The 24,465-nt window shown below is 47.8% G+C and carries 26 protein-coding genes and 1 pseudogene; 13 read left to right on the top strand and 14 right to left on the bottom strand.

Features of this window, described 5'->3' with window-relative positions:
* Window positions 1–27: 27 nt before the first annotated feature.
* Together FO446_RS13350 and FO446_RS13345 are read right to left on the bottom strand one after the other, a co-directional pair.
* Entirely contained in the window at window positions 28–1,518 is a 1,491-nt protein-coding gene (locus tag FO446_RS13350) for a sodium:solute symporter family protein (protein ID WP_237900823.1), read from the bottom strand.
* Window positions 1,515–1,712: a DUF3311 domain-containing protein gene (locus FO446_RS13345; protein ID WP_026043050.1), complete on the bottom strand. Its 198-nt coding sequence runs from the start codon at window positions 1,710–1,712 to the stop codon at window positions 1,515–1,517. Before FO446_RS13345 ends, FO446_RS13350 begins: the two co-directional genes overlap by 4 nt.
* A 153-nt stretch (window positions 1,713–1,865) precedes the next feature.
* On the opposite strand from FO446_RS13345, the gene FO446_RS13340 reads away from it, so the two are divergent.
* Window positions 1,866–3,509, top strand: a complete 1,644-nt coding sequence (locus tag FO446_RS13340) for a PucR family transcriptional regulator (RefSeq protein WP_237900821.1) — start codon at window positions 1,866–1,868, stop codon at window positions 3,507–3,509.
* 43 nt (window positions 3,510–3,552) lie between these two features.
* Window positions 3,553–3,738 (top strand): hypothetical protein, encoded by a 186-nt coding sequence (locus tag FO446_RS13335; protein WP_048032716.1) that lies wholly within the window; start codon window positions 3,553–3,555, stop codon window positions 3,736–3,738.
* A gap of 65 nt (window positions 3,739–3,803) precedes the next feature.
* Here the strand turns inward: FO446_RS13335 and FO446_RS13330 are convergent, their stop codons facing one another.
* From FO446_RS13330 to FO446_RS13310, 5 genes are all read right to left on the bottom strand, one after another.
* The gene (locus FO446_RS13330) at window positions 3,804–5,417 is read right to left on the bottom strand and encodes an ABC-F family ATP-binding cassette domain-containing protein (protein ID WP_047069488.1); all 1,614 of its coding nucleotides are present in this window, start codon (window positions 5,415–5,417) and stop codon (window positions 3,804–3,806) included.
* A 350-nt stretch (window positions 5,418–5,767) separates the two neighbouring features.
* Window positions 5,768–6,889, bottom strand: coding sequence for a sulfate/molybdate ABC transporter ATP-binding protein (locus tag FO446_RS13325; protein ID WP_173609435.1), 1,122 nt, complete (start codon window positions 6,887–6,889; stop codon window positions 5,768–5,770).
* On the bottom strand, window positions 6,886–7,752 hold the full coding sequence (gene cysW / locus FO446_RS13320; protein ID WP_173609436.1) for a sulfate ABC transporter permease subunit CysW: 867 nt from the start codon (window positions 7,750–7,752) through the stop codon (window positions 6,886–6,888). Before cysW ends, FO446_RS13325 begins: the two co-directional genes overlap by 4 nt.
* 12 nt (window positions 7,753–7,764) lie before the next feature.
* Window positions 7,765–8,601, bottom strand: a complete 837-nt coding sequence (gene cysT / locus FO446_RS13315; protein ID WP_173609437.1) for a sulfate ABC transporter permease subunit CysT — start codon at window positions 8,599–8,601, stop codon at window positions 7,765–7,767.
* Window positions 8,602–8,631: 30 nt separating this feature from the next.
* A complete protein-coding gene (locus tag FO446_RS13310) occupies window positions 8,632–9,693 on the bottom strand; it encodes a sulfate ABC transporter substrate-binding protein (protein ID WP_173609438.1) in 1,062 nt (353 codons plus the stop codon).
* A gap of 261 nt (window positions 9,694–9,954) precedes the next feature.
* On the opposite strand from FO446_RS13310, the pseudogene FO446_RS13305 reads away from it, so the two are divergent.
* Both FO446_RS13305 and FO446_RS13300 read left to right on the top strand, forming a co-directional pair.
* Window positions 9,955–10,090, top strand: a pseudogene (locus FO446_RS13305) (IS1595 family transposase); the annotation flags it as partial.
* A 94-nt stretch (window positions 10,091–10,184) separates the two neighbouring features.
* Window positions 10,185–10,637, top strand: coding sequence for a VOC family protein (locus FO446_RS13300; protein ID WP_221867075.1), 453 nt, complete (start codon window positions 10,185–10,187; stop codon window positions 10,635–10,637).
* A gap of 151 nt (window positions 10,638–10,788) precedes the next feature.
* Here the strand turns inward: FO446_RS13300 and FO446_RS13295 are convergent, their stop codons facing one another.
* Complete coding sequence (locus tag FO446_RS13295) at window positions 10,789–12,015, bottom strand: NAD(P)/FAD-dependent oxidoreductase (protein WP_237900819.1); 1,227 nt, start codon at window positions 12,013–12,015, stop codon at window positions 10,789–10,791.
* 158 nt (window positions 12,016–12,173) lie between these two features.
* Between FO446_RS13295 and FO446_RS13290 the strand changes: the two genes are divergently transcribed.
* Window positions 12,174–12,467 (top strand): DUF3846 domain-containing protein, encoded by a 294-nt coding sequence (locus FO446_RS13290; protein ID WP_229088217.1) that lies wholly within the window; start codon window positions 12,174–12,176, stop codon window positions 12,465–12,467.
* 91 nt (window positions 12,468–12,558) lie between these two features.
* Here the strand turns inward: FO446_RS13290 and dut are convergent, their stop codons facing one another.
* The gene (gene dut, locus FO446_RS13285) at window positions 12,559–13,095 is read right to left on the bottom strand and encodes a dUTP diphosphatase (protein WP_173609442.1); all 537 of its coding nucleotides are present in this window, start codon (window positions 13,093–13,095) and stop codon (window positions 12,559–12,561) included.
* 196 nt (window positions 13,096–13,291) lie between these two features.
* Here dut and FO446_RS13280 point away from each other — a divergent pair, with 196 nt between their 5' ends.
* Window positions 13,292–14,236, top strand: coding sequence for an oxygen-dependent tRNA uridine(34) hydroxylase TrhO (locus tag FO446_RS13280; protein ID WP_173609443.1), 945 nt, complete (start codon window positions 13,292–13,294; stop codon window positions 14,234–14,236).
* Between the two features lie 139 nt (window positions 14,237–14,375).
* On the top strand, window positions 14,376–15,827 hold the full coding sequence (locus FO446_RS13275; protein WP_173609444.1) for an amidase family protein: 1,452 nt from the start codon (window positions 14,376–14,378) through the stop codon (window positions 15,825–15,827).
* 66 nt (window positions 15,828–15,893) lie between these two features.
* Here the strand turns inward: FO446_RS13275 and FO446_RS13270 are convergent, their stop codons facing one another.
* Window positions 15,894–16,343: a hypothetical protein gene (locus FO446_RS13270; protein ID WP_017248186.1), complete on the bottom strand. Its 450-nt coding sequence runs from the start codon at window positions 16,341–16,343 to the stop codon at window positions 15,894–15,896.
* A 239-nt stretch (window positions 16,344–16,582) separates the two neighbouring features.
* Here FO446_RS13270 and FO446_RS13265 point away from each other — a divergent pair, with 239 nt between their 5' ends.
* A complete protein-coding gene (locus tag FO446_RS13265; protein ID WP_173609445.1) occupies window positions 16,583–17,329 on the top strand; it encodes a class I SAM-dependent methyltransferase in 747 nt (248 codons plus the stop codon).
* A gap of 124 nt (window positions 17,330–17,453) precedes the next feature.
* Here the strand turns inward: FO446_RS13265 and FO446_RS13260 are convergent, their stop codons facing one another.
* Window positions 17,454–18,815 (bottom strand): D-serine ammonia-lyase, encoded by a 1,362-nt coding sequence (locus tag FO446_RS13260; RefSeq protein ID WP_173609446.1) that lies wholly within the window; start codon window positions 18,813–18,815, stop codon window positions 17,454–17,456.
* A gap of 163 nt (window positions 18,816–18,978) precedes the next feature.
* Here FO446_RS13260 and FO446_RS13255 point away from each other — a divergent pair, with 163 nt between their 5' ends.
* The 3 genes from FO446_RS13255 (at window position 18,979) to FO446_RS13245 (ending at window position 20,826) form a co-directional block, all read left to right on the top strand.
* The gene (locus tag FO446_RS13255; RefSeq protein WP_173609447.1) at window positions 18,979–19,470 is read left to right on the top strand and encodes an NUDIX hydrolase; all 492 of its coding nucleotides are present in this window, start codon (window positions 18,979–18,981) and stop codon (window positions 19,468–19,470) included.
* Between the two features lie 18 nt (window positions 19,471–19,488).
* Window positions 19,489–19,941, top strand: coding sequence for a GNAT family N-acetyltransferase (locus FO446_RS13250; RefSeq protein ID WP_173609448.1), 453 nt, complete (start codon window positions 19,489–19,491; stop codon window positions 19,939–19,941).
* Between the two features lie 84 nt (window positions 19,942–20,025).
* On the top strand, window positions 20,026–20,826 hold the full coding sequence (locus tag FO446_RS13245; protein WP_173609449.1) for a VOC family protein: 801 nt from the start codon (window positions 20,026–20,028) through the stop codon (window positions 20,824–20,826).
* 66 nt (window positions 20,827–20,892) lie between these two features.
* Here the strand turns inward: FO446_RS13245 and FO446_RS13240 are convergent, their stop codons facing one another.
* The 3 genes from FO446_RS13240 to FO446_RS13230 are packed head-to-tail and all read right to left on the bottom strand — an operon-like array spanning window position 20,893 to window position 23,360.
* Entirely contained in the window at window positions 20,893–22,011 is a 1,119-nt protein-coding gene (locus tag FO446_RS13240) for a YheC/YheD family endospore coat-associated protein (protein ID WP_173609450.1), read from the bottom strand.
* 59 nt (window positions 22,012–22,070) lie between these two features.
* Window positions 22,071–22,979 (bottom strand): RluA family pseudouridine synthase, encoded by a 909-nt coding sequence (locus tag FO446_RS13235; RefSeq protein WP_221867081.1) that lies wholly within the window; start codon window positions 22,977–22,979, stop codon window positions 22,071–22,073.
* A gap of 33 nt (window positions 22,980–23,012) precedes the next feature.
* Window positions 23,013–23,360: a thioredoxin family protein gene (locus FO446_RS13230; protein ID WP_173609452.1), complete on the bottom strand. Its 348-nt coding sequence runs from the start codon at window positions 23,358–23,360 to the stop codon at window positions 23,013–23,015.
* A gap of 150 nt (window positions 23,361–23,510) precedes the next feature.
* Here FO446_RS13230 and FO446_RS13225 point away from each other — a divergent pair, with 150 nt between their 5' ends.
* On the top strand, window positions 23,511–23,729 hold the full coding sequence (locus FO446_RS13225) for a hypothetical protein (RefSeq protein WP_173609453.1): 219 nt from the start codon (window positions 23,511–23,513) through the stop codon (window positions 23,727–23,729).
* Window positions 23,730–23,760: 31 nt separating this feature from the next.
* Window positions 23,761–24,450, top strand: coding sequence for a class F sortase (locus FO446_RS13220; protein ID WP_232773257.1), 690 nt, complete (start codon window positions 23,761–23,763; stop codon window positions 24,448–24,450).
* Window positions 24,451–24,465: the final 15 nt, after the last annotated feature.

The following is a 24,465-nucleotide window of genomic DNA, read 5'->3' as shown; positions in this document are numbered from 1 at the left end:
ATAACTGCCTCCTTTAAAGGATTAGTATTAAAGAGTTGGTGTCCCTTCTGTCTTTGCGGCATGACGATTCAGTGCAAAAAGATTCCTCGTCACAAACGTCACAGTAAACATCACGACAAGATTGACTAGTAATGCCACGACACCAATGTTTAAGTCTTTAACAACGGCTGGCCAATTTGGGAACAGGGTCGCAATCGTCACTTGGAAAATAGTCACATACGCAACGGTTGACACCCCACATAAAATTCCGGCAAACGCTCCGTATTTATTCACCCACGGCTTGGCAGGAAGACTAAAAAGCAAGGCTGGAAACAACTGTGTGACCAAGCTGTAGCCCATTAATAGCAACGTAACGAGCGTATCTCCCCCACTCAGTGCAAAATACAGCGAGATCAACGAGATGACAGGCACCAACCATTTGGCAATCCGGGCGATTTGTACGTCAGATGTGTGCGGAGCCATAACTTTGTACACATTTTTCGCCAAAAGCGTCGCCCCTGTCATCAATAGCATCGAGCCTGGTACGAGTGCCGTTAGCAAGCCTGCTGCTCCAATGATCCCGACTACCCACGGATCGAATGTTTGCAACGACAGACGAAGCAAGGACAAATCACCGTCCGCCCCTTTTAAACCGGGGACTTGCAGGATCGCCGTAAAGCCGACAAAAAACACAAACAAAAGCATCAAGGTATAGAGCGGCAGCATAATCGTATTTTTGCGGAACACATTCGCATTTTTCGCAGAAAACACAGAGCCGAACGTATGCGGCCACATGTAAAAGCCGAACACCGTTACCAGCACCGTCGAAATGTACCAGGAAATGCTTAAACCCTCCTCAGGGAACGTCAAGAAACCAGGATTGGAGTCTTGTACGGCTTCAAACATTGGCTGGATGCCCCCGTAGTAATGAAACGGAAGATAAAGCCCGAGGAAAACGACGACAAAGAAAATCATGATGTCCTTGATCGCCGCCGTCCAAGCCGAACCGTGAATTCCTGAGATCATGACGTAAATGGTCACAACAATGACCCCGATCCATATCGCAGCAGCAGGCGAAATCGAGCCATAGGATGCTTCCGATACGATGATCCCCAGCCCTTTGAATTGGAGGACGAGATACGGAATAATCGCAATGACTCCGACTGCTGCGACCAAAATGCCGAGTATCGGACTCTTGTACTTGCTTACAAAAAAATCGGATTGGGAGACGAGCTTGTGCTCTTTGGCATACTGCCAAATCGGCGGCAAGAGCCAGTAGGAAATGACATAGGCGAGGGAAATATAAGAGAGAACGTAGTAAGAAGGTGCCCCTTTGGAGTACGCCCAACCACTGCCCCCCAAAAAGGTGAATGTCGTATAAATTTCGCCTGCTACCAGCAAGAAAATAAAGATCGAACCGAATCCTCTGCCGCCAACGGTCCATTGTTCCATATTCATGTCTTTCCCTTGTTGCGCACGAATACCGGAATAGAAGGATAGCAATAAAAAGGCAAAAATAATGATCAAGGCGATATTCATTGGCCATCCTCCTTCGTAGCAGGATCGATTTTGTTGAGGAATGCCATGATGACGGAAGTTAAGACTACCCAGAGAACAATCCAAAACAGGACAAACGGCATGCCTAATACGTAAGGCTCAACCCGATTCACAAACGGAATTCCTCCCAGCATCCCAATGAATGGCAGTACCCCTAGCCAATCTCTCGCTTTCATACGACTCCCCCCAGTTTGCTCGATTTGTCCCATTGCCTGTACACATCCTGGACATGTACATTAGTATTATCTAAAAATTCAAATATTTCCTTTGTTCACATGGCCAGAAAACGGAACGGGGTTTTGTGCGAGTAGCCAAAAGATGAAGAAGGCATGGTGAGCGTAATGATTACTGTCCGTGAGCTCATACAAGTTGGTGGCTTTGATGAATCGTCAGTGCTTGCAGGCGCGGACTCTTTAGAAAATGAGCTGTTGAATGTTACTTCCTTTGATTCTCCCGATGGCCATAGGTGGTTGCGATCTGGTGAATTCGTTCTGACGACAGGCTTCCCATTCCTCTCTCAGCAAAAAACATGTACAAAACGACTGATAACACTCATCGATGAGCTAGTCGCCATCGGCACACCTGGGCTTGCCATCAAATTAGGTCGATACATCGAGAATCTTCCTGAAGCCGTTCTCTCCCACGCTACGAAAAAAGCATTTCCCATCCTGTCCTTTCCGATGGAAAAAGCTTGGTCAGATGTTATCGTGCCAGTCGTTCAGTACATCAATGACAAACAGCGCATCGAGCTGGACAGAACCCATGCCATTTATGAACGGTTCCATCACTTTTTGACGGGAGGAGCTCCGATTTCTACATTGACAGATTTACTGTCCGATATCCTTGCTGCTCCTGTCTCCATCCATGTCCCCCAGCATAAATGGAAATGGGATTCCTCGTTTGGTTCGATCCCACGCGATGATTCATTGGACAAGCGGTACGGTCAACGCGCCCCGATCCGACTAACACAAGAGCCGCTTAGCAAACAAAAAGAGGGAATCCATGTCCGGTGGCTTCTCCACGACCAAATCGTGCAGGGAACCATCATCATTGGACAGCGGGAGCGTGATCTATACGCGTGGGAAAAAGTCGCCATCGAGCAAAGTGCTGCCCTCTTGTCCCTTGAAATGCAGCGACAACGAGCCATCCAGGAAACATTCCAACGTTTTCGCAATGATTTTTTGCAACAACTCATCAGTGGGCAGATCGTCTCACACGAAATGCTCATGCGAAAGGCGGATGAAGTCGGCTGGGAGTTGTCCGATCACTATGTCGCGATGATCCTAAGCACCTCCCCTCATGACAAGACCGGCATGGAACTTTGGCAAGAAAATCATCATCTTCTGAACGCGTTTCACAGCTTTTTTTCTTCCAATGGAGCGATTCTGTATGGATTGGATCAGGAAAATCGTGTCCTCTTGCTCGTGCCGAAATCTAACCATGCACCCACTGAATCGCTCTCGCAATGGCTGCAAGAACAGTGCTTACAGACGTTCACCAAGCAATTGGATCAGCCCGTCTTTGCAGGAATTGGGCGATATCATCCTGAACGGGAAGGCATCGTTCGCAGTTATCGGGAAGCAGTAGTCAGCTTGCAAACCGCATTACATTCGGCAAGCCCAGCCAACGTCGCTTCTTTTCGCGTCAAAAGCTACCACGACTTGGGACTTGAGCGAATCATGTACGCAGTCGATCCTGCGACAGAAGCCCAAGCCTTTGCAAAAGAATGTCTGGGTAAAATCCAAAGCTATGATCGAGAAAAAAACGGACAGCTCTTACAAACCTTGCAAGTGTTTTTGCAAGCCGATGGTAATTACGCCGAAGCCGCGCGTCGTTTGTATGTCCATAAAAATACAATCAAATACCGCATTCAGCTCATCCGCGAGTGGACCGGATTGAATGCGGAAAACGGGCACGATCAAATGCTGCTTCGCATCGCCATAACTGCACATGTCATTGGGCATCGTCATTAAACTTGGTATAATGAATGGGAAAGTCAGGTAGGAGGAACAGCAGATGAACGAGTGGTTGAATAAACCCGTGAAGACGATACAAAGACCAAAGAAACGCGGCACGGTAGAATATATCGATGACCAGTATATCGTGGTGTTCTTTACTTCCCCACGAAAAGAGCGTGTTATTTTCTCGAGCAAGGAAGCGTTTCTTAACAAAATCGAGTTCGTGGAAGACCCCGTCACATGAGAAAAAGCCCATGACTTCTGCACGATTTGTGCGAAGCCAAGGGCTTTTTATATGTCGTAGGCAGCTTACGCGTAATGCTCGTCACGCAGGCGTTTGATTTCATCGCTCTCCAGGTATTCGTCATACGTCATCATTTTATCAATGACACCCTTCGGCGTGAACTCAATAATCCGGTTCGCAATCGTTTGGACGAACTGGTGGTCATGAGATACGAACAGAAGTGTACCGTCGAACTCAATCAAGCCGTTGTTCAATGCAGTAATGGATTCCAAATCCAAGTGGTTCGTCGGTTCGTCCATGATCAATACATTGGCGCTCGCCAGCATCATCTTGGACAGCATGCAACGAACCTTTTCTCCCCCAGACAGTACGTTTGCCTTTTTCAGCGCTTCATCTCCAGAGAACAGCATGCGACCAAGGAATCCACGAATGAATGTCTCGTCTTGATCTTTGGAGTATTGGCGCAGCCAGTCAACCAGACTCAAGTCAGAGTTAAAGTACTCCGCATTGTCTTTTGGGAAGTACGCTTGGGAAGTCGTAACGCCCCATTCGAAAGAACCGCTATCAGGCTGAACTTCGCCCATCAAAATTTGGAAGAAGGTTGTTTTCGCCAGCTCATTTGGTCCGACAAACGCAACTTTGTCCCCTTTGTTGATGGTGAGGTGAAGGTTTTCAAACAGTTTTTCGCCTTCAATCGTCTTGCTCAAGCCTTCAATCGCTACGAGGTTTTTACCCGCTTCACGCTCTGGCTTGAAGTTGATGAACGGATACTTACGGCTGGAAGGACGAATGTCTTCCAACGTAATTTTCTCCAACAGCTTTTTACGCGAGGTCGCCTGCTTTGACTTGGAAGCATTCGCAGAGAAACGCGCAATAAACTCTTGCAGTTCCTTCATTTTTTCTTCTTTCTTCTTATTCTGATCACGAACCATTTTCAGCGCCAATTGGCTGGATTCGTACCAGAAGTCGTAGTTACCTACGTACATTTGGATTTTGCCAAAGTCAATATCCGCAATGTGCGTACATACCTTGTTCAGGAAGTGACGGTCATGGGATACAACGATGACGGTGTTCTCATAATCCGCCAGGAAGTTTTCCAACCAACGAATTGACTCGATGTCCAAGTGGTTCGTCGGCTCATCCAAGAGCAGGATGTGTGGATTACCGAACAGCGCTTGCGCCAACAGAACGCGTACCTTCTCCGTACCAGAGAGGTCCTTCATCTGCTTGTCGTGCAGGTCTGTCGGGATACCGAGGCCGATCAGCAAGCTAGCTGCATCTGCTTCGGCCATCCAGCCGTTCAGCTCTTCGAATTCTCCCTCAAGCTGGGACGCGCGATTGCCGTCTTCCTCGGAGAAATCTTCTTTCATGTAAAGAGCGGTCTTCTCTTCCATGATCTCGAACAGGCGCTTGTGGCCCATAATAACCGTTTTTAACACTTCGTACTCGTCGAATTCAAAGTGGTTCTGCTTTAATACAGCGATACGCTCGCCCGGTGTCACCGAAACGTGACCGCTCGTCGGCTCGATCTCTCCGGAGAGGATCTTCACGAAGGTAGACTTCCCTGCACCGTTCGCACCGATGAGGCCGTAACAGTTACCTGGGGTAAACTTAATGGATACATCTTCAAACAGTGCGCGCTTGCCGTAGCGCAGCGTCACGTTCTGAGTGCTTATCATCGTCGCAATACCTGCCTTTTTTGAATCGTTCAAACACTTATCTTACCAGAGATGACCTCATTTTGCAAAAGATAAACGATTTGGCGCACAGCAAAAAATACTTGATTCATGAAATGGACTTTGGCAGGGAAAACTACCATGGCAATCCAGTGGGAAGGAGGCTTACGATATGTCCAAGCAAAATGGTGTAAAAAATGAGATGGGAAAGAAAGAAAACCCTTCGCAAACACGGTCTTCCAACACACTTAGCAAAGAACAGACACGCTCCAAGCAACGCGGCGAGTAGCGAGTGCCTCCAATCAAAAACCGGCCTGCGGCATATGCAGACCGGTTTATTTGCCATGCTTGGATCAAACACTGGCCTGCAACGGAACGAGGGCAGGGCGTTGTGTCTGTACAGGTTGGGAATCTACATAGATCGATACATTGTGCAACGTCACGTATACAATGCTCTCCTCTTCTACGTTCAACTCCATAAAGCGCTGCCTGCTCATCTCTGCCTCAAATACTTCCTCCGTGTCCAATCGCTTCAGGTCAAGGCGAACGATCGGCCCCAAGAGAGAAATATGGTTGATCTCAGCCTGAACAGATCTGGCAGACTTCCCCTCTGGCGCGCGCAATGAAATCTCTACATCATGTGGCCGCATGTATCCGACAGCGGGAGCCTCCACCGCCTTATCCTTCCAATCCGTCTCGAACTCTGCTTCTCCGAGCTTGATTTTGCCATTTTGGATTCGTCCGTGAAACAGATTGACCCGCCCGAGAAAGCTGTACACGAATGGATTCGCCGGATAATGATAAATTTCTTCGGGCGAACCGACCTGCTCCACTCGCCCTTCATTCATCACAACAACCTGATCCGCCAATTCCATCGCTTCCTCCTGATCGTGTGTGACGAATAAAATCGTTAACCCAAGCTTCCCGTGCAGATGACGGAGCCAGCGACGCAGCTCCTGTCTCACTTTCGTATCCAAAGCGCCAAACGGTTCATCCAGCAGCAAAAATTTTGGTTCCACTGCCAACGCCCTCGCCAATGCAACACGCTGGCGCTGCCCACCTGATAGCTGTGAGGGATAGCGATGTGCAAGACCTTCTAGCTGAACGAGTTTTAACAGCGAATGAACCTTTTCACTGATTTCCTCCTTGCTCGGTCGTGTTTTGCGGGAGCGCACGGACAATCCAAACGCGATGTTGTCAAAGATGTTCATATGCCGAAACAAGGCGTAATGCTGAAAAACAAACCCTACCTGCCGCTCGCGCACGTCACGGTTCGTATTATCTTCTCCGTGAAAGAGAATGCTCCCCTCCTGCGGTTGCTCCAGTCCAGCGATGAGACGCAAAAGAGTCGTCTTTCCCGATCCGGAAGGCCCGAGAAGCGCTACGAGTTCGCCTTCCGGGATGTGCAGATTTACATTTTTCAGTGCCGTAAAGCTTTTATATGACTTCGTAATGTTCACTACCTCAATACTCATCCGGCTCTCTCTCCTGTCACGTCGTAGTGTTGTTCCTCATCCAGCTTTGCCTGCCGCTCGGTTTTCCACTCGATCAAGCTTTTCAGAATAAGTGTCACTAAGGCTAAGGCAGCAAGCAAGGTGGCTACCGCAAAGGCAGCAGCGAATTGATATTCGTTGTAGAGAATCTCCACATGCAACGGGAGCGTATTGGTCATGCCGCGGATATGACCAGAAACGACGGATACTGCCCCGAATTCACCCATGGCGCGGGCATTACACAAAATGACCCCGTACAGGAGCCCCCATTTTACGTTTGGCAGCGTGACACGTAAAAATGTTTTCCAGCCGCTCGCCCCGAGCGAAACTGCTGCTTCCTCCTCATCTCTTCCCTGTGCTTCCATGACCGGAATCAGTTCACGAGCAACGAACGGGAACGTAACAAAGGTCGTCGCGAGCACGATACCTGGAACCGCGAAAATGATTTTGAAATCCCAAGCCTCAAGCAAGGGCGCCGCCACACCTTGACTCCCAAACAAGAGGACAAAGATAAGGCCCGCAATGACTGGAGATACGGCAAATGGCAAGTCTATCAACGTAAGCAACACATTTTTCCCCGGGAACGAAAATTTGGCGATTGCCCATGCAGCAGCGATACCGAACGTCACATTCAGCGGTACGCTAATGGCTGCGACTAGCAAGGTGAGCTTGACTGCAGATAACGTTTCCTCCTCTGTAATGGATGCTACGAACACCTCCGCCCCTTGCCGAAACGCTTCAGTAAAAACAGCTACCAGCGGCAGGATCAAAAACAAGCCGAGAAAGAGCAAGGCCACGATAATCAGTGTCCATCGGATATAGGCTGGCTCCGTTAAATGCTTCATACGTCATACCTCCTAACGGGCCGCATCGAATTTATTGATTTTCCATTGCAAGTAGTTGATGATCAAAAGCATGACGAAGGAAATCACAAGCATGATAGTTGCAATTGCCGTAGCTCCTGCATAATCAAACTGCTCCAGCTTGGTCATAATCAAGAGGGGTACAATCTCTGTTTTTAACGGCATGTTCCCGGAGATGAACACGACGGAGCCATACTCCCCCAATGCTCTGGCAAAGGCGAGCGCAAAACCCGTAATGATCGCCGGTAACAGATGCGGCAAAACCACCCGCCAAAATGTATTCCATCGAGTAGCACCCAACGTAGCCGCCGCTTCCTCCATTTGCAAATCCCAATCCTGCAAAACAGGCTGAACGGTTCTGACGACAAAAGGAAGACCGATAAATGTTAGTGCCACCCATATACCCATCGGGGTGTACGCTACCTTGATCCCCCACTCCGCCAGGTACTGCCCAATCCAGCCATTTTCAGCGTAAATAGAAGTCAGGGCAATCCCGCCTACAGCGGTAGGTAAAGCAAATGGCAGGTCAACAATGCCGTCTATGATCCGCTTCCCCATAAACTGATAGCGAACCAACACCCATGCCACCAAAACCCCGAACACTGCATTAAGACAAGCCGCAAAAAAAGAAGTCATAATACTCACACGAATGGAGGCAAGGACCCTCGTATCCATAATCGTCCCTATGAATTGCTCCCAACTCATCGTTGAGGCTTTTAAAAACAAGACAGACAGAGGGATCAGCACCAGAAGACTCAGGTAGATGATTGTATAGCCCATGGTCATGCCAAAGCCTGGCAGAAACCCTCTGTTGTGGAGTGATTTTCTCATGAAGGTAACTCCTCTGAGGAAAGTGTAGGTCTATGGTTTATAAAGTTGATCGAAGACGCCTTGATCTGCAAAATGAGTCTTTTGTGCTTTCGTCCAGCCACCAAACAACTCATCAATGGTAAACAATTGAATGTCAGGGAATGCGGGTTTATGTGCCTTGAGTACTTCCTGCGAACGAGGGCGATAGTAATGCTTGGCTGCGAGCTCTTGGCCTTTTTTGGTATACAGGAACTGAAGGTATGCTTCTGCTACTTCTTTTGTCTTGTGTTTGTCAGCGTATTTGTCAACGAGGGTGACAGGCGGTTCAGCCAAAATGCTCACGGACGGATTTACAATCTCAAACTTGTCTTTCCCAAGCTCATTGACCGCGAGATACGCTTCGTTTTCCCATGCAATCAGCACATCCCCAATGCCACGCTCGACAAACGTAGTAGTCGAACCACGTGCCCCAGAATCGAGAACGGGGACATTTTTAAACAATTGTGCTACGAATTCTTGTGCCTTCGCTTCATCTCCCCCATTTGTCTTCAAGGCGTAACCCCAGGCAGCCAAGTAATTCCATCTGGCTCCCCCAGACGTTTTCGGGTTCGGAGTGATTACGGAGATTCCAGGCTTGATCAAATCATCCCAATCTTTGATTTGCTTGGGATTGCCTTTGCGCACGAGAAACACAATCGTGGAAGTATAAGGCGAGCTGTTGTCTGAGAGCTTCTTTTGCCAGTCAGCCGGAATCAGACCGCGTTCGGCAATCGCGTCAATATCATAGGCAAGGGCGAGGGTAACTACATCTGCTTCTAATCCATCAATGACGGAACGGGATTGCTTGCCTGAACCACCATGTGATTGCTTGATCGTCACTGTTTGACCTGTCTTTTGTTGCCACTCTGAGGCAAACTCCTTGTTGATATCTTGGTAAAACTCCCGCGTAGGATCGTAGGAAACATTGAGCAGCTCTACCATAGAATTGCTGCTCCCCGCTCCACTACCAGTTTCTGCTGGTGCAGCAGCCGAGCAGCCAGCCATTGCAGCCGCCATAACAACGATACCTACGCGTTTCAGGATCGTCTGGACCTTGCCTTTCGTGGTTTTCATACAGCTCACCTTCACTCCTCTTTTAATCTATAGTAATTTACTCGGAATACTCTGTTATTGAAATTATACCTGCCTTTTCATTCCTGTCAACGATATTTCCATCTACCCTATGCTAGGCAGGTAGGCCACGTTCAAATGTTATTCGCCTATCCAGCAAATTTGGGCCCGCCCGTTCTGATTTTTTCAAAAGGCTATGTTAAGCATTGTTGTTGATAGTGGATAGAAACGAATTATCTTTCTGTAATGAGGGTGAGCAGCACCGTGTACCATATCCAAAACGCAAACAGCTACCACAGCCGCTTAAAAAAGTGGATATTGCAACATTATTTGGCTTGGTTTCGGTACTTTGACAGCAAGGAATATGAGGATACAGCATCGAATAAGAAAAATATGTTGGTGATATCATGTCTGTTTTCTGTGACCGACACGAGTGACAAACTTCGGCTTTCTGCTCAGATGTTAAAAATTTGTTCACATAAGGAGATAAAACTATGGCAAAAAACAAATTGTTAAGAATGGACAATGTTGGCATCGTTGTAGAATCCCTTGATGAATCAATCTCTTTCTTCGAGGAGATCGGCTTGAAGCTCGAAGGGCGAGCTACTGTCGAAGGTGAATGGGCTGGTCGCGTAACCGGGCTGGGTTCACAGTGTGTAGAGATTGCTATGATGGTTACCCCAGATGGCCACAGCCGACTTGAACTTTCTCAATTTCTCACCCCACCTACCATATCAGATCACCGAACTGCTCCAGTAAATGCCCTCGGTTATCTACGCGTCATGTTCGCTGTTGAAGACATTGACGAAATGGTATCCAGACTCACCAAGTATGGTGCTCAGCTCGTTGGCGAAGTGGTTCAGTACGAGGACTCCTATCGGCTCTGCTACATTCGTGGAAAAGATGGACTTCTAATTGGATTGGCGGAACAACTCGGCAATAAATAAGCGACGTTTAAATTAACTGAAATATACGATAGCTAAATAAGCCGCCTCTTCAACGAGGCGGTTTTCTTATCGTAAAAATCAACATCAGGATTTAACATGGCCTATTCAAAAAAACAAGCCTTCCCGTTTAAATTGGGAAAGCTTGTTTCGATCAGACTGTGGCACTGGCATATTTCCCCCGGTCAAAAGCAAAGAGATCTGCGTCCGCATGGCTTCCTTTTGTAATTAGATCACTGATGATTTGCGCGCCGATCGTGGAATAAACGGTTCCGTTCCCTCCGTAACCTAGTGTGAACAAGCAATGCGGATAGCCCTCCTGCTCCCCAAACAGCGGGAGTCCGTCATGTGTTCCAACAAAAGTCGCTCCCCAATAATATTCGGCTCGCATCGGAATCTGTGGAAATAACTCTTGAATCTTTGCCAGCAATTGATCCCGCTTCTTGAGACTGGAGGCCTCTCTCTTTTGCAAGTCTCTCAACGGCTCATCAAGTCCTCCGACAATGATTCTCCCTTCCAAACAAGTACGGATATACAAATAGGGACGAGCTGTTTCCCAGATTAAACAGGCATGCGGCCAACCCGTAAGCTCTTCGACTTGATTGGTCACGATGGAAAACGAGCTGGAAATCACAGCGTTGGCATTGCGTTTCATGTTTTGTGCTTCGTAGCCAGTAGCAAACACGGCACGCCTGCACTTGATTGTGTGCCCACTTTTTGTATAGACCAAAAGTCCTCCATCCTGCACTTTTTGATGCACGACTTCCGTGTTTTCATATACGCGCATCCCTTTTTTCACAGAGTGGGCGATCACACCGTTGGCAAATTTGTACGGATTGAGCTCTGCATCTCCCTTGGACAAAATAGCCCCTGCCTTCGAAAAGGAGAATCGCTGCTCTATATCTGAACGCTCCAAATACGTGACTGGAAAGCCGTACTTCTTCAATAACTGGAACTCTGTCCGCAAGCTCTTTGCATGAGCTGATTCACTGGCATAATACAAGCTGTCACGCCTTATGTAATCGGGAGATTGGTTTAGCTGCCCTGAGATTTTTTCCAATTCATCAACAGCCTGTCGTGTTAGTTCGTAAAAACGCACTCCTTTTTTCTCACCGAACGAATGGATGCAGGCTGTCAACGTTTTATCGTTGCATATTTGCAGCAAACCGGTATTAGCGCTGCTGCTGCCCCCACTCACCCGCCGTTTATCCACGAGGATGACATCCATATCATGCTGTTTCAAATAATAGGAAACGAGTGCTCCTGCTTCACCGCCACCAATGATCAGAACATCACACTTCACGTCCTCGGTCAGCGCGGGATATAGGGGTGGCGCTGGCAATGTTTCTGGCCAATACAGTTTTCCGGTCACGAATATCATCAGCATGTCCCCTCAAGCTGAAAGTATCAATACAGTCGTTTCTTCAATTCTCAACCATAGGATAACCAACACACCAGCAGGCATCCGCTCCCCTATCGCCCAATTCATTGTTTATACGGTATGATGGGTGTCAGAAGGAGTGATTGCGCTTGACTACGGTGTACATAAAACTTCCGCATGAAAATGCAGTTGTCCGAGAAATCGATGGGACGGATGAATTGCAGGAGCTGGTGGGTGGTGACTATGAGGTAGTGGAAGATGACCATCTGGAGGGAATCTCCCTCGTCGTGAATGAAGATGCTCGCGGAGTGGAAGCGAACAATTTCCCCATCACGTCCGATGGTTTTTTAGACTGGGTCTATGGACCTTGCGTATTCGTCAAAGCGGATGGTCGTTCACTGACGGCTGACGACCTATCGAGAATTGACCAGTTTTTATCCGCCAAAGGATGAGGACTTGATTAAAACAATGACCCCTGACGCATCAGCTCAAGTCCATTGACACGGCTGATGATCAGGGGTCTTGTATTTTTACTCGATAGAATTAGCTCTTGATACCACTGCTTCCGAAGCCGCCCGCTCCTCTTTCCGTCTCATCCAGCTCATCCACTACTTCGAACTGCGCAACTGGAACGATTGCAATCACACCCTGTGCGATCCGGTCCCCTTTTTTGATCAAGTAGCTATGTGCATCGACTTCTTGTTCAACGGTTACTTCGTTTTCGCCCGCGCCCAGACATACCTTGCCACTTTTTCCGGATGCGATCCGAATGTTATCGATCAGGACGCATACTTCACCGCGATAGCCTGCATCAACAGTCCCTGGTGCATTGGACAACCGCAGCTTTGTTTTTGCACTAATCCCGGAGCGAGGGCGCACTTGCAATTCAAATCCTTCTGGAAGCGCGAAAGCCAAGCCTGTTGGAACCTTTGCAGATTGCCCTGGGGCAATCAATGTATCCTCTACCGCGACCAGATCAAAGCCCGCGTCCATTGCTCTCGCGTACGCTGGGATCACGGCGTCTTGGTGGAGCTTTTTAATTTTCACCTGTGTGACCAGGCGCTCATTTGTCATGTTCATGTAATCGTCTCTCCTCTATAGCCTGTCGGCTGAATACCATTCATAGTGTACAGGATGCATCCACTTCCAGCAAGAAGCACCGAATTTCATAAAAACCTCACAAATCCCTTTCTTTTTCAGCGCTTTTAACAATGGAATGTGGTATAATCACCGTTGCATCTAAAATCACAATTGAAAAGAAAGGTGGAATTGTACCTTGCAAGTACAAAAACCATATCGCATTTTGTTGTATTACAAGTATACTCCTATTGAAAATTATGAGGAGTACGCAGCCGAGCACCTGCAATTTTGCAAGGATAACGGGCTGAAAGGGCGGATTATCGTAGCTCCGGAAGGCATTAATGGAACCGTATCCGGGACGATCGAGCAAACCGACGCCTACATGGAATATGTGCGAAAAGATCCACGTTTTAGTGATATGTGGTTTAAAATAGATGAATCGGAAGAACATGCGTTCAAAAAAATGTTTGTGCGACCGAAAAAAGAGCTTGTAACCTGGCGTTTGGAAGAGGATGTTGATCCGAATAAATTAGTCGGCACCTATCTGAAACCAAAAGAATGGTATGAAATGATGCAGGAAGAGGACGTCGTGATCCTTGACGGTCGCAACTACTACGAATACGATTTGGGACATTTCCGTGGTGCGATTCGCCCAGAAGTGGATTCATCCCGTGAGTTCCCTGAGTGGATTCGTGAAAACATGAGCCAATTCAAGGATAAAAAAGTCCTCACCTACTGCACAGGCGGTATTCGTTGCGAAAAGTTGACAGGTATATTGCTGCAACAAGGTTTTGAAAATGTTTACCACCTTGAGGGCGGAATTGTCACATATGGAAAAGATCCAGAGGTCCAAGGACGCCTGTGGGATGGAAAATGCTACGTGTTTGACGAGCGCATCTCTGTACCGATCAACCATACAGAAGAAGACGTCGTCATTGGCCGTTGCCATTACTGCGGGACTGTGGAAGACCGCTATGTAAACTGCGCCAACCCATTCTGTAACAAACAGCACTTCTGCTGCACAGAATGCGAGACAAAATTCAAGCGTTCTTGCTCCGATGAATGCCGTGAGCACCCTCGCAACCGTTATGTAGAAGCGGAAGAAAATGCGAAGCTGCAAGCCACTGGATCAAACGCATAGTACGAACACAGACAAGCTGATTCTCTCGTAGAGTCAGCTTGTTTTTTTATTGGCAAAAGGCTCACACTCCCCTCTCTTTCCCTTTACCTGAATTTGGTACTATAATAAAAATCAAATCATTCGTAAAAGGGGATACATTATGTCAGAGATTCATGAAACGAGCATACTCGAATGGCAAGCTGCAATGACAGCTGGAACCACGACTTCCCGGGAACTTACCCTCGCCTTTTTACAGCGGATTGCCACCTACAACAAACAAGACATCCGAATCAATGCCATTTGTGAGCTAAATCCAGATGCACTGGCGATCGCAGAGTCACTGGATCGGGAACGAGCGGTGTCAGGCAGTCGCGGACCGCTTCATGGAATCCCTGTACTGATCAAGGATAACATTGCGACCTCTGACAAGATGCACACGACAGCTGGAGCCCTAGCTTTGGCTGATTCGTTTGCCTCAGCGGATGCATTTGTTGTGACAAAGCTCCGAGAGGCGGGCGCCGTTATTTTAGGAAAAACAAATCTAACGGAATGGGCTAACTTTGTCTCCTATAATATGCCCGATGGCTACAGCTCTCGCGGTGGACAAGTGTTGAACCCATACGGCCCTGGCGTACTCGATGTAGGCGGGTCTAGCTCCGGTTCAGCTGCTGCGATTGCCGCAGGTTTTGCCGTTGTGGCAGTCGGCACAGAGACTTCCGGGTCGATTCTCCACCCAGCCGAGCACAATTCTCTTGTGGGAATCAAGCCTACTGTTGGCTTAATTAGCCGTTCGGGTATCATCCCGATTTCACATAGCCAAGACACAGCCGGACCCATGGCGAGAACCGTGACAGATGCAGCTATTTTGCTTGGCGCGCTTACTGGTATCGATGTAAATGATCCGGTAACTGGAAAAAGCGAAGGTCTAAGTCATCCCGATTACCTCCCCTTCCTCGATGCAGATGGATTGCGGGGGGCGCGCATCGGCGTTGTACGCTCCAGTTTTTTGGCTGAGTGTGAAGAAGAAGAAATGGCCTTGTACGAAGCAGCTATAGAAAAGCTCAAAGAGGCTGGTGCAACTGTCATAGATTCGGTTACCATTCCTACAGAAAATGCCAACTGGGACATCCATGTTCTCGTACATGAATTCAAGGTTGGGGTAAATGCATACTTAAAAACCTTACCCGCCTCCTACCCGATTCGCTCCTTACAGGATGTCATCACTTTTAATCGGGCACATGAGGAACAAGCACTGCTATATGGGCAAGAGCTGCTGGAAGAATCCGAGCAAACAAGTGGTACGTTGACAGAGCCTGAATATCTCGCTAATCGCCTGTTCGATTTGGAAATGTCACAGAAACAAGGCCTTGATGCAGTCATGAAAGAGCACAAACTCGATGCCCTTTTGTACCCGGGCAGTACTGGTTATGCTATCCCGGCCAAAGCTGGTTACCCTTCGATTACGGTTCCGGCTGGCTATACTTCCGCTGGCAAACCATTTGGCATCATGCTGACTGGCTTGGCATTCCAGGAACCTACTCTTCTTCGCCTGGCCTACGCTTATGAGCAAGCAACTCGACTGCGTGTAGCGCCGAGTATGACTACCGTGTAAAGGAAATACTCTCCTATCCAGCAAAAAACGCATGAGACCTTTTTGGCCCCATGCGTTTTTCTTTTTCTACATGGTCTTGCTTTCTTGCTCCGCTTTACCGAGTCGGTCCTGGAACAGCTTGCTCAATTGACCGATATTTACTTCCCATTCCTCATCCTTGTAATAAACAGTCGCTTTGGATTCGCCTTTTTTCCCTACGATACGAATACTCGTTGTCTTCACTTCATAGGTGCCATCTTCCTTGAAAGAAATATCCGCATCCTTAAGCTCTTTGTCCAATACCGGAGTAATCGTCTTATCGACGACTTCCTGTGTCGCTACGGCTGCCTGGCGTCCCATTTGGATCACTTCTTCAGGACTGAATTGGAAAAACAACACGAGCACAACACCAATAATAGCTGCAAGCGAAATGATTCGAATGATACTTCGCACCACCCATTGGGCAGCCATGATGATGATTATGATACCTAGCGCAATCGGCCAGTAATCTTTGATCAGTTGAAGTATTTGGTCCACGTCTATCCCTCCTTCGATTTCAGTCTCGCCCAAAAATACCGAAACCAAATCTTCTTACAGAAAAAAACCGTCACAGCAAAGCGGACGGAATCGCGAAAATGGGTTGTCTCTCACTAATTCTCGTAAAAAAAGCAAACTCCTGCTCTCATTTTCAATCGTTTTAAACGAATAATTGACATCATGATCATCCTTTATCCATAATAGGGAATCCGAGAAAAATTGGAAACGGGTGATAGAGGATGAAACAAAATCTGTACGATCAACCGGATTTTTATCAGGACTATCAAAAACTGCGTCTGTCCGGTCAATCGGAGAATGACATTATCGAACAGCCTGCCTTTCGCGGATGCCTCCCCTCCCTAAAAGGATTGCGTGTACTCGACCTCGGGTGTGGTGGCGGACAGTTTGCCAGGTACTGTGTGGAGCAAGGAGCACGTGAAGTGATTGGTGTTGATCTCTCCCACAATATGCTGGAGTATGCGCAAACGAATAACAGTCATAGAAACATTCGATATCTGCATGGGTCCCTGGAGGACATTGCGCTTGCTGATCATGACTACGATCTAATAACGAGCTCTCTCGTCATGGACTACGTTCGTGACTATGAGCACGTGATCAACAAAGTAAGCCGCGCCTTGCGCAACGGAGGACATTTCGTTTACTCTACCCTCCATCCGCATATTACCGCTCGCAAAAAGGTCGAGGGCTGGGTACGCGACGAAGAAGGACAGAAGCATTTCTGGCCCTTGGACAACTACCTGGAAGATGGAGAACGTGAAATGTACATGATGAACGGCAGAAAGGCCCTTTTTTACCACCGCTCCATGTCCACTGCCGTCAATACGTTAATCCGAGCCGGACTTACCCTGCAAGAGATCATCGAGCCAACCTGCACGTCAGAAGGACTCCGCTTGCAACCGCATCAGATTTCAGAAGTAAGAAGACCAACGTTTATTATTTTCAAGACCCAGAAGACTTTGAAATGAATGAGCAACAGCCCGGAGAAGTGCTCCGGGCTTTCTGCAACATTTCGATGCTTATGAATAAGGCAAGAATGTGAAAATAGAATCGAGTTGACATAATAAATATTATGTATTCACAAGCAACGTGTTATCTTTTTCCATTCTCACCCAGAGCTTTCGCATAATATTCTTCTTGAATATTACCAGGCACCATACTCCCACCCGTCGCCCATACGATGTGGGTCGCTTTTTTCATTTTTTCCATTAGACCTTGCTTTGCCAAATAATGACGTCCTGTCTCCTGAAACAATCGAACAGGTCCTGGCATTCCAGCCAATGCGGACGGCTCCAATCGAATGGACTCGTGATCGCGCAAGGCACGCAACAAAGCATATAGCTCTTCGTCGTCCACTGTAAACACGCCACTCAGCAAGTCCTCCATCATTTTTCCTACAAATCGAGAAGGACGCCCAACAGCCAGACCATCCGCCTCTGTCTTGTTATCGATTCCAAAGTCTTGAACGGAAACTTTGTCATGCAGTCCTGTCATTAAACCTAGTAGCATGCAGGGAGAATGAGTAGGTTCCGCAAAAAAGCAATGAACATTGTCTCCGTAGATAAGCTTCAATCCGTACGCCACACCGCCAGGACCTCCCCCTACCCCACACGGCAGGTAGACAAACAGCGGGTGATCGCTATCAACTGTAATCTGCTGCTCCTCTACCTGTTTCTTTAATCGTCCGGCTGCTACCGCATAGCCGAGGAATAGACGCTTGGAGTTCTCATCATCGATGAAATAACAATTCGGATCGGCCTCCGCCTGCTTTCTGCCCTCTTCCACCGCTTTCCCATAATCCGATGCGTATTCAACTACATGGACCCCTTTTGCCCGCAGCAATTCCTTTTTCCATACTTTAGCGTCTGCTGACATGTGTACGGTGACTTGAAAACCGAGCTTTGCGCTGATGATCCCGATGCTCAAACCGAGATTTCCTGTCGAGCCTACTGCAATGGAATAACGGGAAAATAGTTCGCGGAACGCTTCCGAGGCCAAAATAGCATAATCATTGTCCGGTTGCAGCATCTGGTGCTTTTGAGCCAATTCTTCTGCATGTGCCAGCACCTCGTAGATACCGCCACGCGCTTTGATCGACCCTGCAATAGGCAAATGGCTGTCGCATTTTAACCAGAGATTCCCCTGTATATTCAATGCAAAACGAGACTCCAGGTACTTTTGCATCTCTTTAATCGGTACAAGTGGAGACTCGATTAGTCCGCCAGATTCTTTCGTCTCGGGAAAAGCCACTTGAATGAACGAGCCAAAACGCCGCAAGCGTTCTTCTGCATCCTGGACTTCCTCTGGCGAAACGGAGAGTGTTGCTTTTGCGATCTCATCATAGCATGGGTTCGTCCAGAAAACTTCTTCTGTCTCCATCATGTTATGGAGAAGCGGATATTTCATTTTCCACTCCTCTATTGTTAGCCCTTCTACCTTTTCATTGTTTCCCATCTTGAACGAACCCCCTATTCATCCTTCCACTCTTCTTTGTTATTATAACGAAATATTACAAAACTTCTTTTGGAAAACCAAATAAAAATAACTGATGATTGCACTCATTTGATACAATGGTCGTGTTAAAGAAGTCGACTGCAACAAAAAGGAAAGGGATAACATGTATCGCTATACCATATGCTTTCTCAAACATAGAAATGGAATACTCATGCTGAATCGCAACAAATCACCGTTAATGGGGCTTTGGAATGGCGTAGGCGGTAAGCTGGAGCACGGAGAGACTCCACTGGACAGTGTCCTTCGCGAGGTTCGGGAAGAGACGGGCATTTTACTAGAAACCGCTTGCTACAAAGGAATTGTCTCTTGGCTGGTCGATGGAGTTGAAACAGGCGGTATGTATGCATTTCTCGCTCATCTTCCGGAAGACTACGAGCGCTCTCAAACTCCACAGGTAGTGGAAGAAGGCATCCTTGACTGGAAAGAGCTAGCGTGGATCTTGGACCCTGACAATGCTGGCGTCCCAGAAAACCTTCCCATATTTTTACCATACATGTTGGAAGATGCTGAACCTTGTCGGCATATCTTTACGTACGAAAAGAACCTGGTTGTCAACTACGAAACAGCTCCATTGCAAAAGCCAGTAACAACTTGAATCGGAGGAGAAACACGGATGGAAATTCGCAAGCTTGCAGCACAGGAACAACCACCAATGGATTTACTCTTATTGGCTGACCCCTCTGTCAGATTGGTGGAGGATTATTTACAAAGAGGTCATTGCTATGTCGCTGTTCTGGAGGAGAGCATCGTAGGTGTCTACGTCTTGATACCAACCAGACCGGATACGATTGAACTCGTGAATGTTGCAGTCGATGAAGCCTATCATGGCAAGGGCATTGGCAAAAAGCTCGTTCTTCATTCCATAGCAGTAGCCAAATCTCTCGGTTATAAGACAATCGAGGTCGGAACAGGGAATTCTAGTGTGAGTCAGCTCGCCCTGTATCAAAAGTGTGGATTTCGCATGAATTGGATCGATCGGGACTTTTTCTTGCGGCATTATGAAGAAGAGATTTACGAAAACGGGATTCAGGTGATAGATATGGTTCGCCTCTCCCAAGATATTTGAGAAGATTGTCTAGCAACAGTGTGAACCGAATGAGTATACATAATTTATATTATGTTATCTTTTTATAGGAAAAGGTGATGGCAGGTGATTACGCACTTTTCTAAATTAACCTTACGAACGGTGTCCATCCAAGGAGTTCACCAGGTTTACGCAGACCGTCTCGGTTTTCCAATTTTGTCTCAATCAGACAAACAGATTACGTTTCAAGTCACACCCGATTTTCGTTTAACCTTTGATGAAGTGTATGAACCAATCTCCCCCGCCCATATTACTTTTCAAGTGCCTTATACCCTTTTTCATGAATCAGCGAAAAAGATCAGAGAATCTGGTCTGTTGATTGTTCGATGGGAGGATGGGCATGACATTGATCAGGAAAAAGGACGGATGAACCTGTATTTCCGCGATGGAGACGGGAATCTTCTTGAGATTATTGCCCACGACTATGTGTCAGAAAAGGTCATTATGCCATCCACTCCCCTGCACATTTTGTATTTACGGGAAGTGGGCTGTCCCGTAGAAAGTGTGCCTGTTTTTACGCAATGGCTAAAATCGAATCTAAGCCTGAAAACTTACGAGGATGGCGAAATTTTTAACTTCGTCATCGGGGGAACGGCACATATCGTAGCCACATGGAAAAAAAGGCCTTGGATTCCCATCGCGATGAAAGCGCTACCACCAAAAATGCACGTGACTTTTGGAACGCCTGACCAAACGTTCCTGCAAAAGGTGCGGAGGCGCTTTGAAAAAAGTAACGTCCTCTTCCATTCGGATGCTCATGAGCTTACATTCGTCCGGGAAGGATACTCTTTTTCTGTTATTCATACCCCCGATTTCGCCCCTGACATCCCGAGCAAATTGCAATTACCACTTTCCATCTCCACCTAGCAATACAGCGGCAGGCGAGGACTGGCTTCAGACATTGTCCCTGGCTGCCGCTGTTCTTTTTTCACACTATCCCCTGGCGACTTTTCTCTTCAACAGTGGCTCGCGACCTTCGCGTCCCTGTGTTTTGGCTAGGTAGATGGCGTATTCAAGCGGGCGAGTAATGGCATCCTTGTACTGCTCCATTGCCCCCATCTCCCGGAAAATTTCCCGAGCTGGTTTGGGATTCACTTCGATCAGCCACGCGCGCCCCTCTACATCGATGCCAATATCTAGTCCAAATTCAACCATCCGTCCAAAATGATCCTCGAGGGTTTCCGCTGTTTGAAAAGCGAGCTGCTCGCAATCATGCACGATCTGCGCGGTACGTTCCTCCCCAAACCTCGGTCGGAGAAATACCGATACAGGAATCGCTTTTCCGCCGCCATGCAGATTAGAGGTGGCACTGCGCTCTGGACCTACGCGAATCCCATGGCCTGTAATGCTCCATTCTCCCTGCCCATTCTTTTGAATCAAGAGACGCATGTCTACTGCCCGCGAAGGAACCAACTGCAAACGAAGCCCTTGCTGAACGATGTATTTCTCCTGTCTCGTCCAACGATCTACCCATCTCTGGGCAGCGGCTTTGTCTTTTACTACTGTGGACACTTTCGCCCTTTGCTTGTTCCGGCCGAGCAGTCGAAGTTCGTCGCCACGCTTTTCAATGGACAGGATGTTTCGTCCCCCTGTTCCATTGAGTGGCTTTACGTAGAGCAATGGATGCTTGCCTAGCATGTTGGCCAAGCTGTGTCGGTTGTACAGGTGCGTCTCCGGAAGCCACCGATGCATTCTGGGGTCCCGATGTAGCACCTCATGTACACGCCATTTGTTTGCCAAGCGATTGTTTGCGTACAAAAAATTACTCGTCCGCCGAAAGGCCACATAGTTCTTAAACGATTGTGTCGGTGTATAGCGGTATCGGTCGAAAACAGCGTCTGGACGGTCAAATATCCTTGCTTGCCAGCCGCCACTCTTCCCCGGGACATACCCTCTCACCTGTTTGCCGGCTCCAAGTACATCGTTTGGTGAAAACAGGAAAACGGTACAGCCCAGTTCTTGTCCAGCCTTGAGCAGTCGCCGAAAATAGGTTGGCTCTGCAAAACGTTTGCCTTCCCGCCAAGTCAAGATGCCGATTATGGGTCGTTTCAAAAGACCACCCTCTCTCGTTTCCTCCTTGGCAGTTTATTCAGTCCGTCGTCAAATGGCGATTATCTCAGCTTCTTTTCCAAATGAAACAGATCGAGTGGCAACGGAGCCGTGACTTCGATGACTTCTCCTCCGAATGGATGCACAAATTTGAGCACTGCTGCGTGGAGCGCTTGTCGTTTAATGAGTTCACACTTGCCACCATACAGTTCATCCCCTAAAAGCGGGTGCCCAATATGACTGAAGTGAACGCGAATTTGATGGGTTCTCCCGGTCTCTAATTGACATTCTACTTTCGTAGCTGTTTGAAAACGTTCTTTCACCTGATAATGGGTAATCGCTGGGTCGCCGTTAGGTGTGACCCTTCTGCGGGTCCCATGGTTCCGATCTTTCCCGATCGGTTCATTAATTTTTCCGCGCTCTTTGGGCATTCGCCCCGAAACATACGCGACGTATGTACGCTTGATTGTGCGTTCACGCAGCATTTCATCTAAAAGTGCAGAGGCCCACGCATGCTTCGCGTACAGGACGACGCCTGACGTATCTTGATCCAGTCGATGGACATGACGGACCTTTGCCTCCAAACCCGTACGGAAAAAGTGCCCCGACACAAGATGATCCAACGTCACATGATGATAGCGTTCGGTCGGATGCAACAGAAGGCCAACCGGCTTATTCACGATGAGCAAATGATCATCCTCGTACAAGATCTCCGGTGCTTCACTGGCCGGATCGAGCCCCAATGGCTCAGGCTTGCACATCCGCAGGCGAATTTCCTGCCCTGCTTTTCCAGCAACATGCTGAGCAACAGGTGCACCGTCCAGCAGCACTTCTTTGTTTTGGAATAAAAGATGGACCTGCTTGCGAGGCAGCTTCCACACTTCGCGCAGCAGGTTCCCAATCGGGATAGCATCGTCATTGTCTCGTAAATGAGCAACGAGCCATTCCCCTTCTTTTTTCATGAATAACATTTCTGTCTATCTCCCTGTTCGATGTTCATGCAATTATGCTTGCTCGAGACCTTTACTGACTTGAATAGCACGGTCCAGGAAATGCTCGATCTCCTCACGACTCTTTCCGAGCTTGCTTACGAAGCGAACCAGTTCTTTTCCATTATGGAACGCAATAAAGCTTGGAATCCCGAAGACATCGTACTTTTCGGACAGGTCCGGGAGAGTATCCCGGTTGACTTCGATCATATCCAGCTGTTCTTTGTATTTTTCCTCCACGGCAGGCATGAATGGATCAATCCGATGACAATCTGGGCACCAATCCGTGAAGAATTTGACGATGACTGGCTTGGTTGCTGCGATTACTTGCTCGAACTCAGCTTCTGTCTTAATTTCTCTCATGTTATCTTCCTCCCAGAATGATTTGGAAATAGTGTACCACAGGTGTGGGCTGTTTGGGACGTTTAGGAGAAACAATTGCCATCACTAACAAACGAGCAAACGGAAATCCTAGTGGTTGTAAGCCAATAATTTTTAAGGAAGGTGCTACTCATGAAGAAATTCGCTGCTTTGTTGATGGTTGCATGCTTGGTAACTACTGCAATTCCTGTATCTGCTGAGACTCATGACGGTCACAAGAAACACCACAAGGTACAAACAAAAGCGCATCATATGAAGACCAAAGCTCACCATATGAAAACCAAGGCACATAAAGGCAAAGTGCATATCAAGGCTATGCCGAAAACCGGTATGGGTGGAGCAAGCAATTAAAGGGGGAGCTTCCCCCTTTTCTTTGCAGCCTATGAAAAAACTGCTCGGGTCCCTACTATTCATTAGTTTGGTTACAATTGGTTGCGGCCATACAACTAAAGAACCTGTCGAAGCTCCAAAAATTGCAAGTACCATACAAAAACCAGCAGGGCCCATTCATATCAAACAAACGGTTACCGTTTATGGTCCCTCGCTGCCCCCTCAACCGACGTTCCTTCCTGCCCCTCCTCTTCCAGACGGAATCATGCCAACCCTTCTACATATTCCAAAACTGAACCTTCAAACTCGTGTAGAACCGGTTGGCGTTTTACCGAATGGGCAAATGGACGTCCCAAAGGCTTTTGATCGCGTCGGTATTTTGGCGCCATGGACAAAGCCCGGGATGAAGGGGAATGCAGTGATCGCCGGCCATTTTGATCATTATACGGGTCCAGCTGTTTTTTACCATCTGAAAAAACTAAAGCCCGGCGACAAAATCAGAGTGCGTGAAGCAAAAGGAAGGACGCTAACCTTCCAGGTTCGCAAAGTAGATAGCTTCCAGACAGCCGAGGCCCCCATCGATCAGATTTTTGGGAAGGCTGAGAGCTCCCATCTGAATTTGATTACCTGCTCCGGCAAATTTAACAAGAAAACACAGGAACACGCTCAAAGGCTCGTCGTCTTTTCCGAACTTGTTCAAGATACAAAACCGCAAGATGAAAAACCCAGTGTTCGCAAATGACTGCGGCGACTGGGT

Source organism: Brevibacillus brevis (assembly GCF_022026395.1).
Taxonomy (GTDB): Bacteria; Bacillota; Bacilli; order Brevibacillales; family Brevibacillaceae; genus Brevibacillus.
Note: the sequence above shows the minus strand (reverse complement) of the source record. Positions and strands in the feature narration are given on the sequence as shown.

Excerpts from the sequence above, each read along its gene's own strand:
- FO446_RS13350 (WP_237900823.1), bottom strand. The coding sequence starts at position 1,518 with ATGAATATCGCCTTGATCATTATTTTTGCCTTTTTATTGCTATCCTTC.
- FO446_RS13345 (WP_026043050.1), bottom strand. The coding sequence starts at position 1,712 with ATGAAAGCGAGAGATTGGCTAGGGGTACTGCCATTCATTGGGATGCTG.
- FO446_RS13340 (WP_237900821.1), top strand. The coding sequence starts at position 1,866 with ATGGTGAGCGTAATGATTACTGTCCGTGAGCTCATACAAGTTGGTGGC.
- FO446_RS13335 (WP_048032716.1), top strand. The coding sequence starts at position 3,553 with ATGAACGAGTGGTTGAATAAACCCGTGAAGACGATACAAAGACCAAAG.
- FO446_RS13330 (WP_047069488.1), bottom strand. The coding sequence starts at position 5,417 with ATGATAAGCACTCAGAACGTGACGCTGCGCTACGGCAAGCGCGCACTG.
- FO446_RS13325 (WP_173609435.1), bottom strand. The coding sequence starts at position 6,889 with ATGAGTATTGAGGTAGTGAACATTACGAAGTCATATAAAAGCTTTACG.
- cysW (WP_173609436.1), bottom strand. The coding sequence starts at position 7,752 with ATGAAGCATTTAACGGAGCCAGCCTATATCCGATGGACACTGATTATC.
- cysT (WP_173609437.1), bottom strand. The coding sequence starts at position 8,601 with ATGAGAAAATCACTCCACAACAGAGGGTTTCTGCCAGGCTTTGGCATG.
- FO446_RS13310 (WP_173609438.1), bottom strand. The coding sequence starts at position 9,693 with ATGAAAACCACGAAAGGCAAGGTCCAGACGATCCTGAAACGCGTAGGT.
- FO446_RS13300 (WP_221867075.1), top strand. The coding sequence starts at position 10,185 with ATGGCAAAAAACAAATTGTTAAGAATGGACAATGTTGGCATCGTTGTA.
- FO446_RS13295 (WP_237900819.1), bottom strand. The coding sequence starts at position 12,015 with ATGATATTCGTGACCGGAAAACTGTATTGGCCAGAAACATTGCCAGCG.
- dut (WP_173609442.1), bottom strand. The coding sequence starts at position 13,095 with ATGAACATGACAAATGAGCGCCTGGTCACACAGGTGAAAATTAAAAAG.
- FO446_RS13275 (WP_173609444.1), top strand. The coding sequence starts at position 14,376 with ATGTCAGAGATTCATGAAACGAGCATACTCGAATGGCAAGCTGCAATG.
- FO446_RS13265 (WP_173609445.1), top strand. The coding sequence starts at position 16,583 with ATGAAACAAAATCTGTACGATCAACCGGATTTTTATCAGGACTATCAA.
- FO446_RS13260 (WP_173609446.1), bottom strand. The coding sequence starts at position 18,815 with ATGGGAAACAATGAAAAGGTAGAAGGGCTAACAATAGAGGAGTGGAAA.
- FO446_RS13255 (WP_173609447.1), top strand. The coding sequence starts at position 18,979 with ATGTATCGCTATACCATATGCTTTCTCAAACATAGAAATGGAATACTC.
- FO446_RS13250 (WP_173609448.1), top strand. The coding sequence starts at position 19,489 with ATGGAAATTCGCAAGCTTGCAGCACAGGAACAACCACCAATGGATTTA.
- FO446_RS13235 (WP_221867081.1), bottom strand. The coding sequence starts at position 22,979 with ATGTTATTCATGAAAAAAGAAGGGGAATGGCTCGTTGCTCATTTACGA.
- FO446_RS13230 (WP_173609452.1), bottom strand. The coding sequence starts at position 23,360 with ATGAGAGAAATTAAGACAGAAGCTGAGTTCGAGCAAGTAATCGCAGCA.
- FO446_RS13225 (WP_173609453.1), top strand. The coding sequence starts at position 23,511 with ATGAAGAAATTCGCTGCTTTGTTGATGGTTGCATGCTTGGTAACTACT.
- FO446_RS13220 (WP_232773257.1), top strand. The coding sequence starts at position 23,761 with ATGAAAAAACTGCTCGGGTCCCTACTATTCATTAGTTTGGTTACAATT.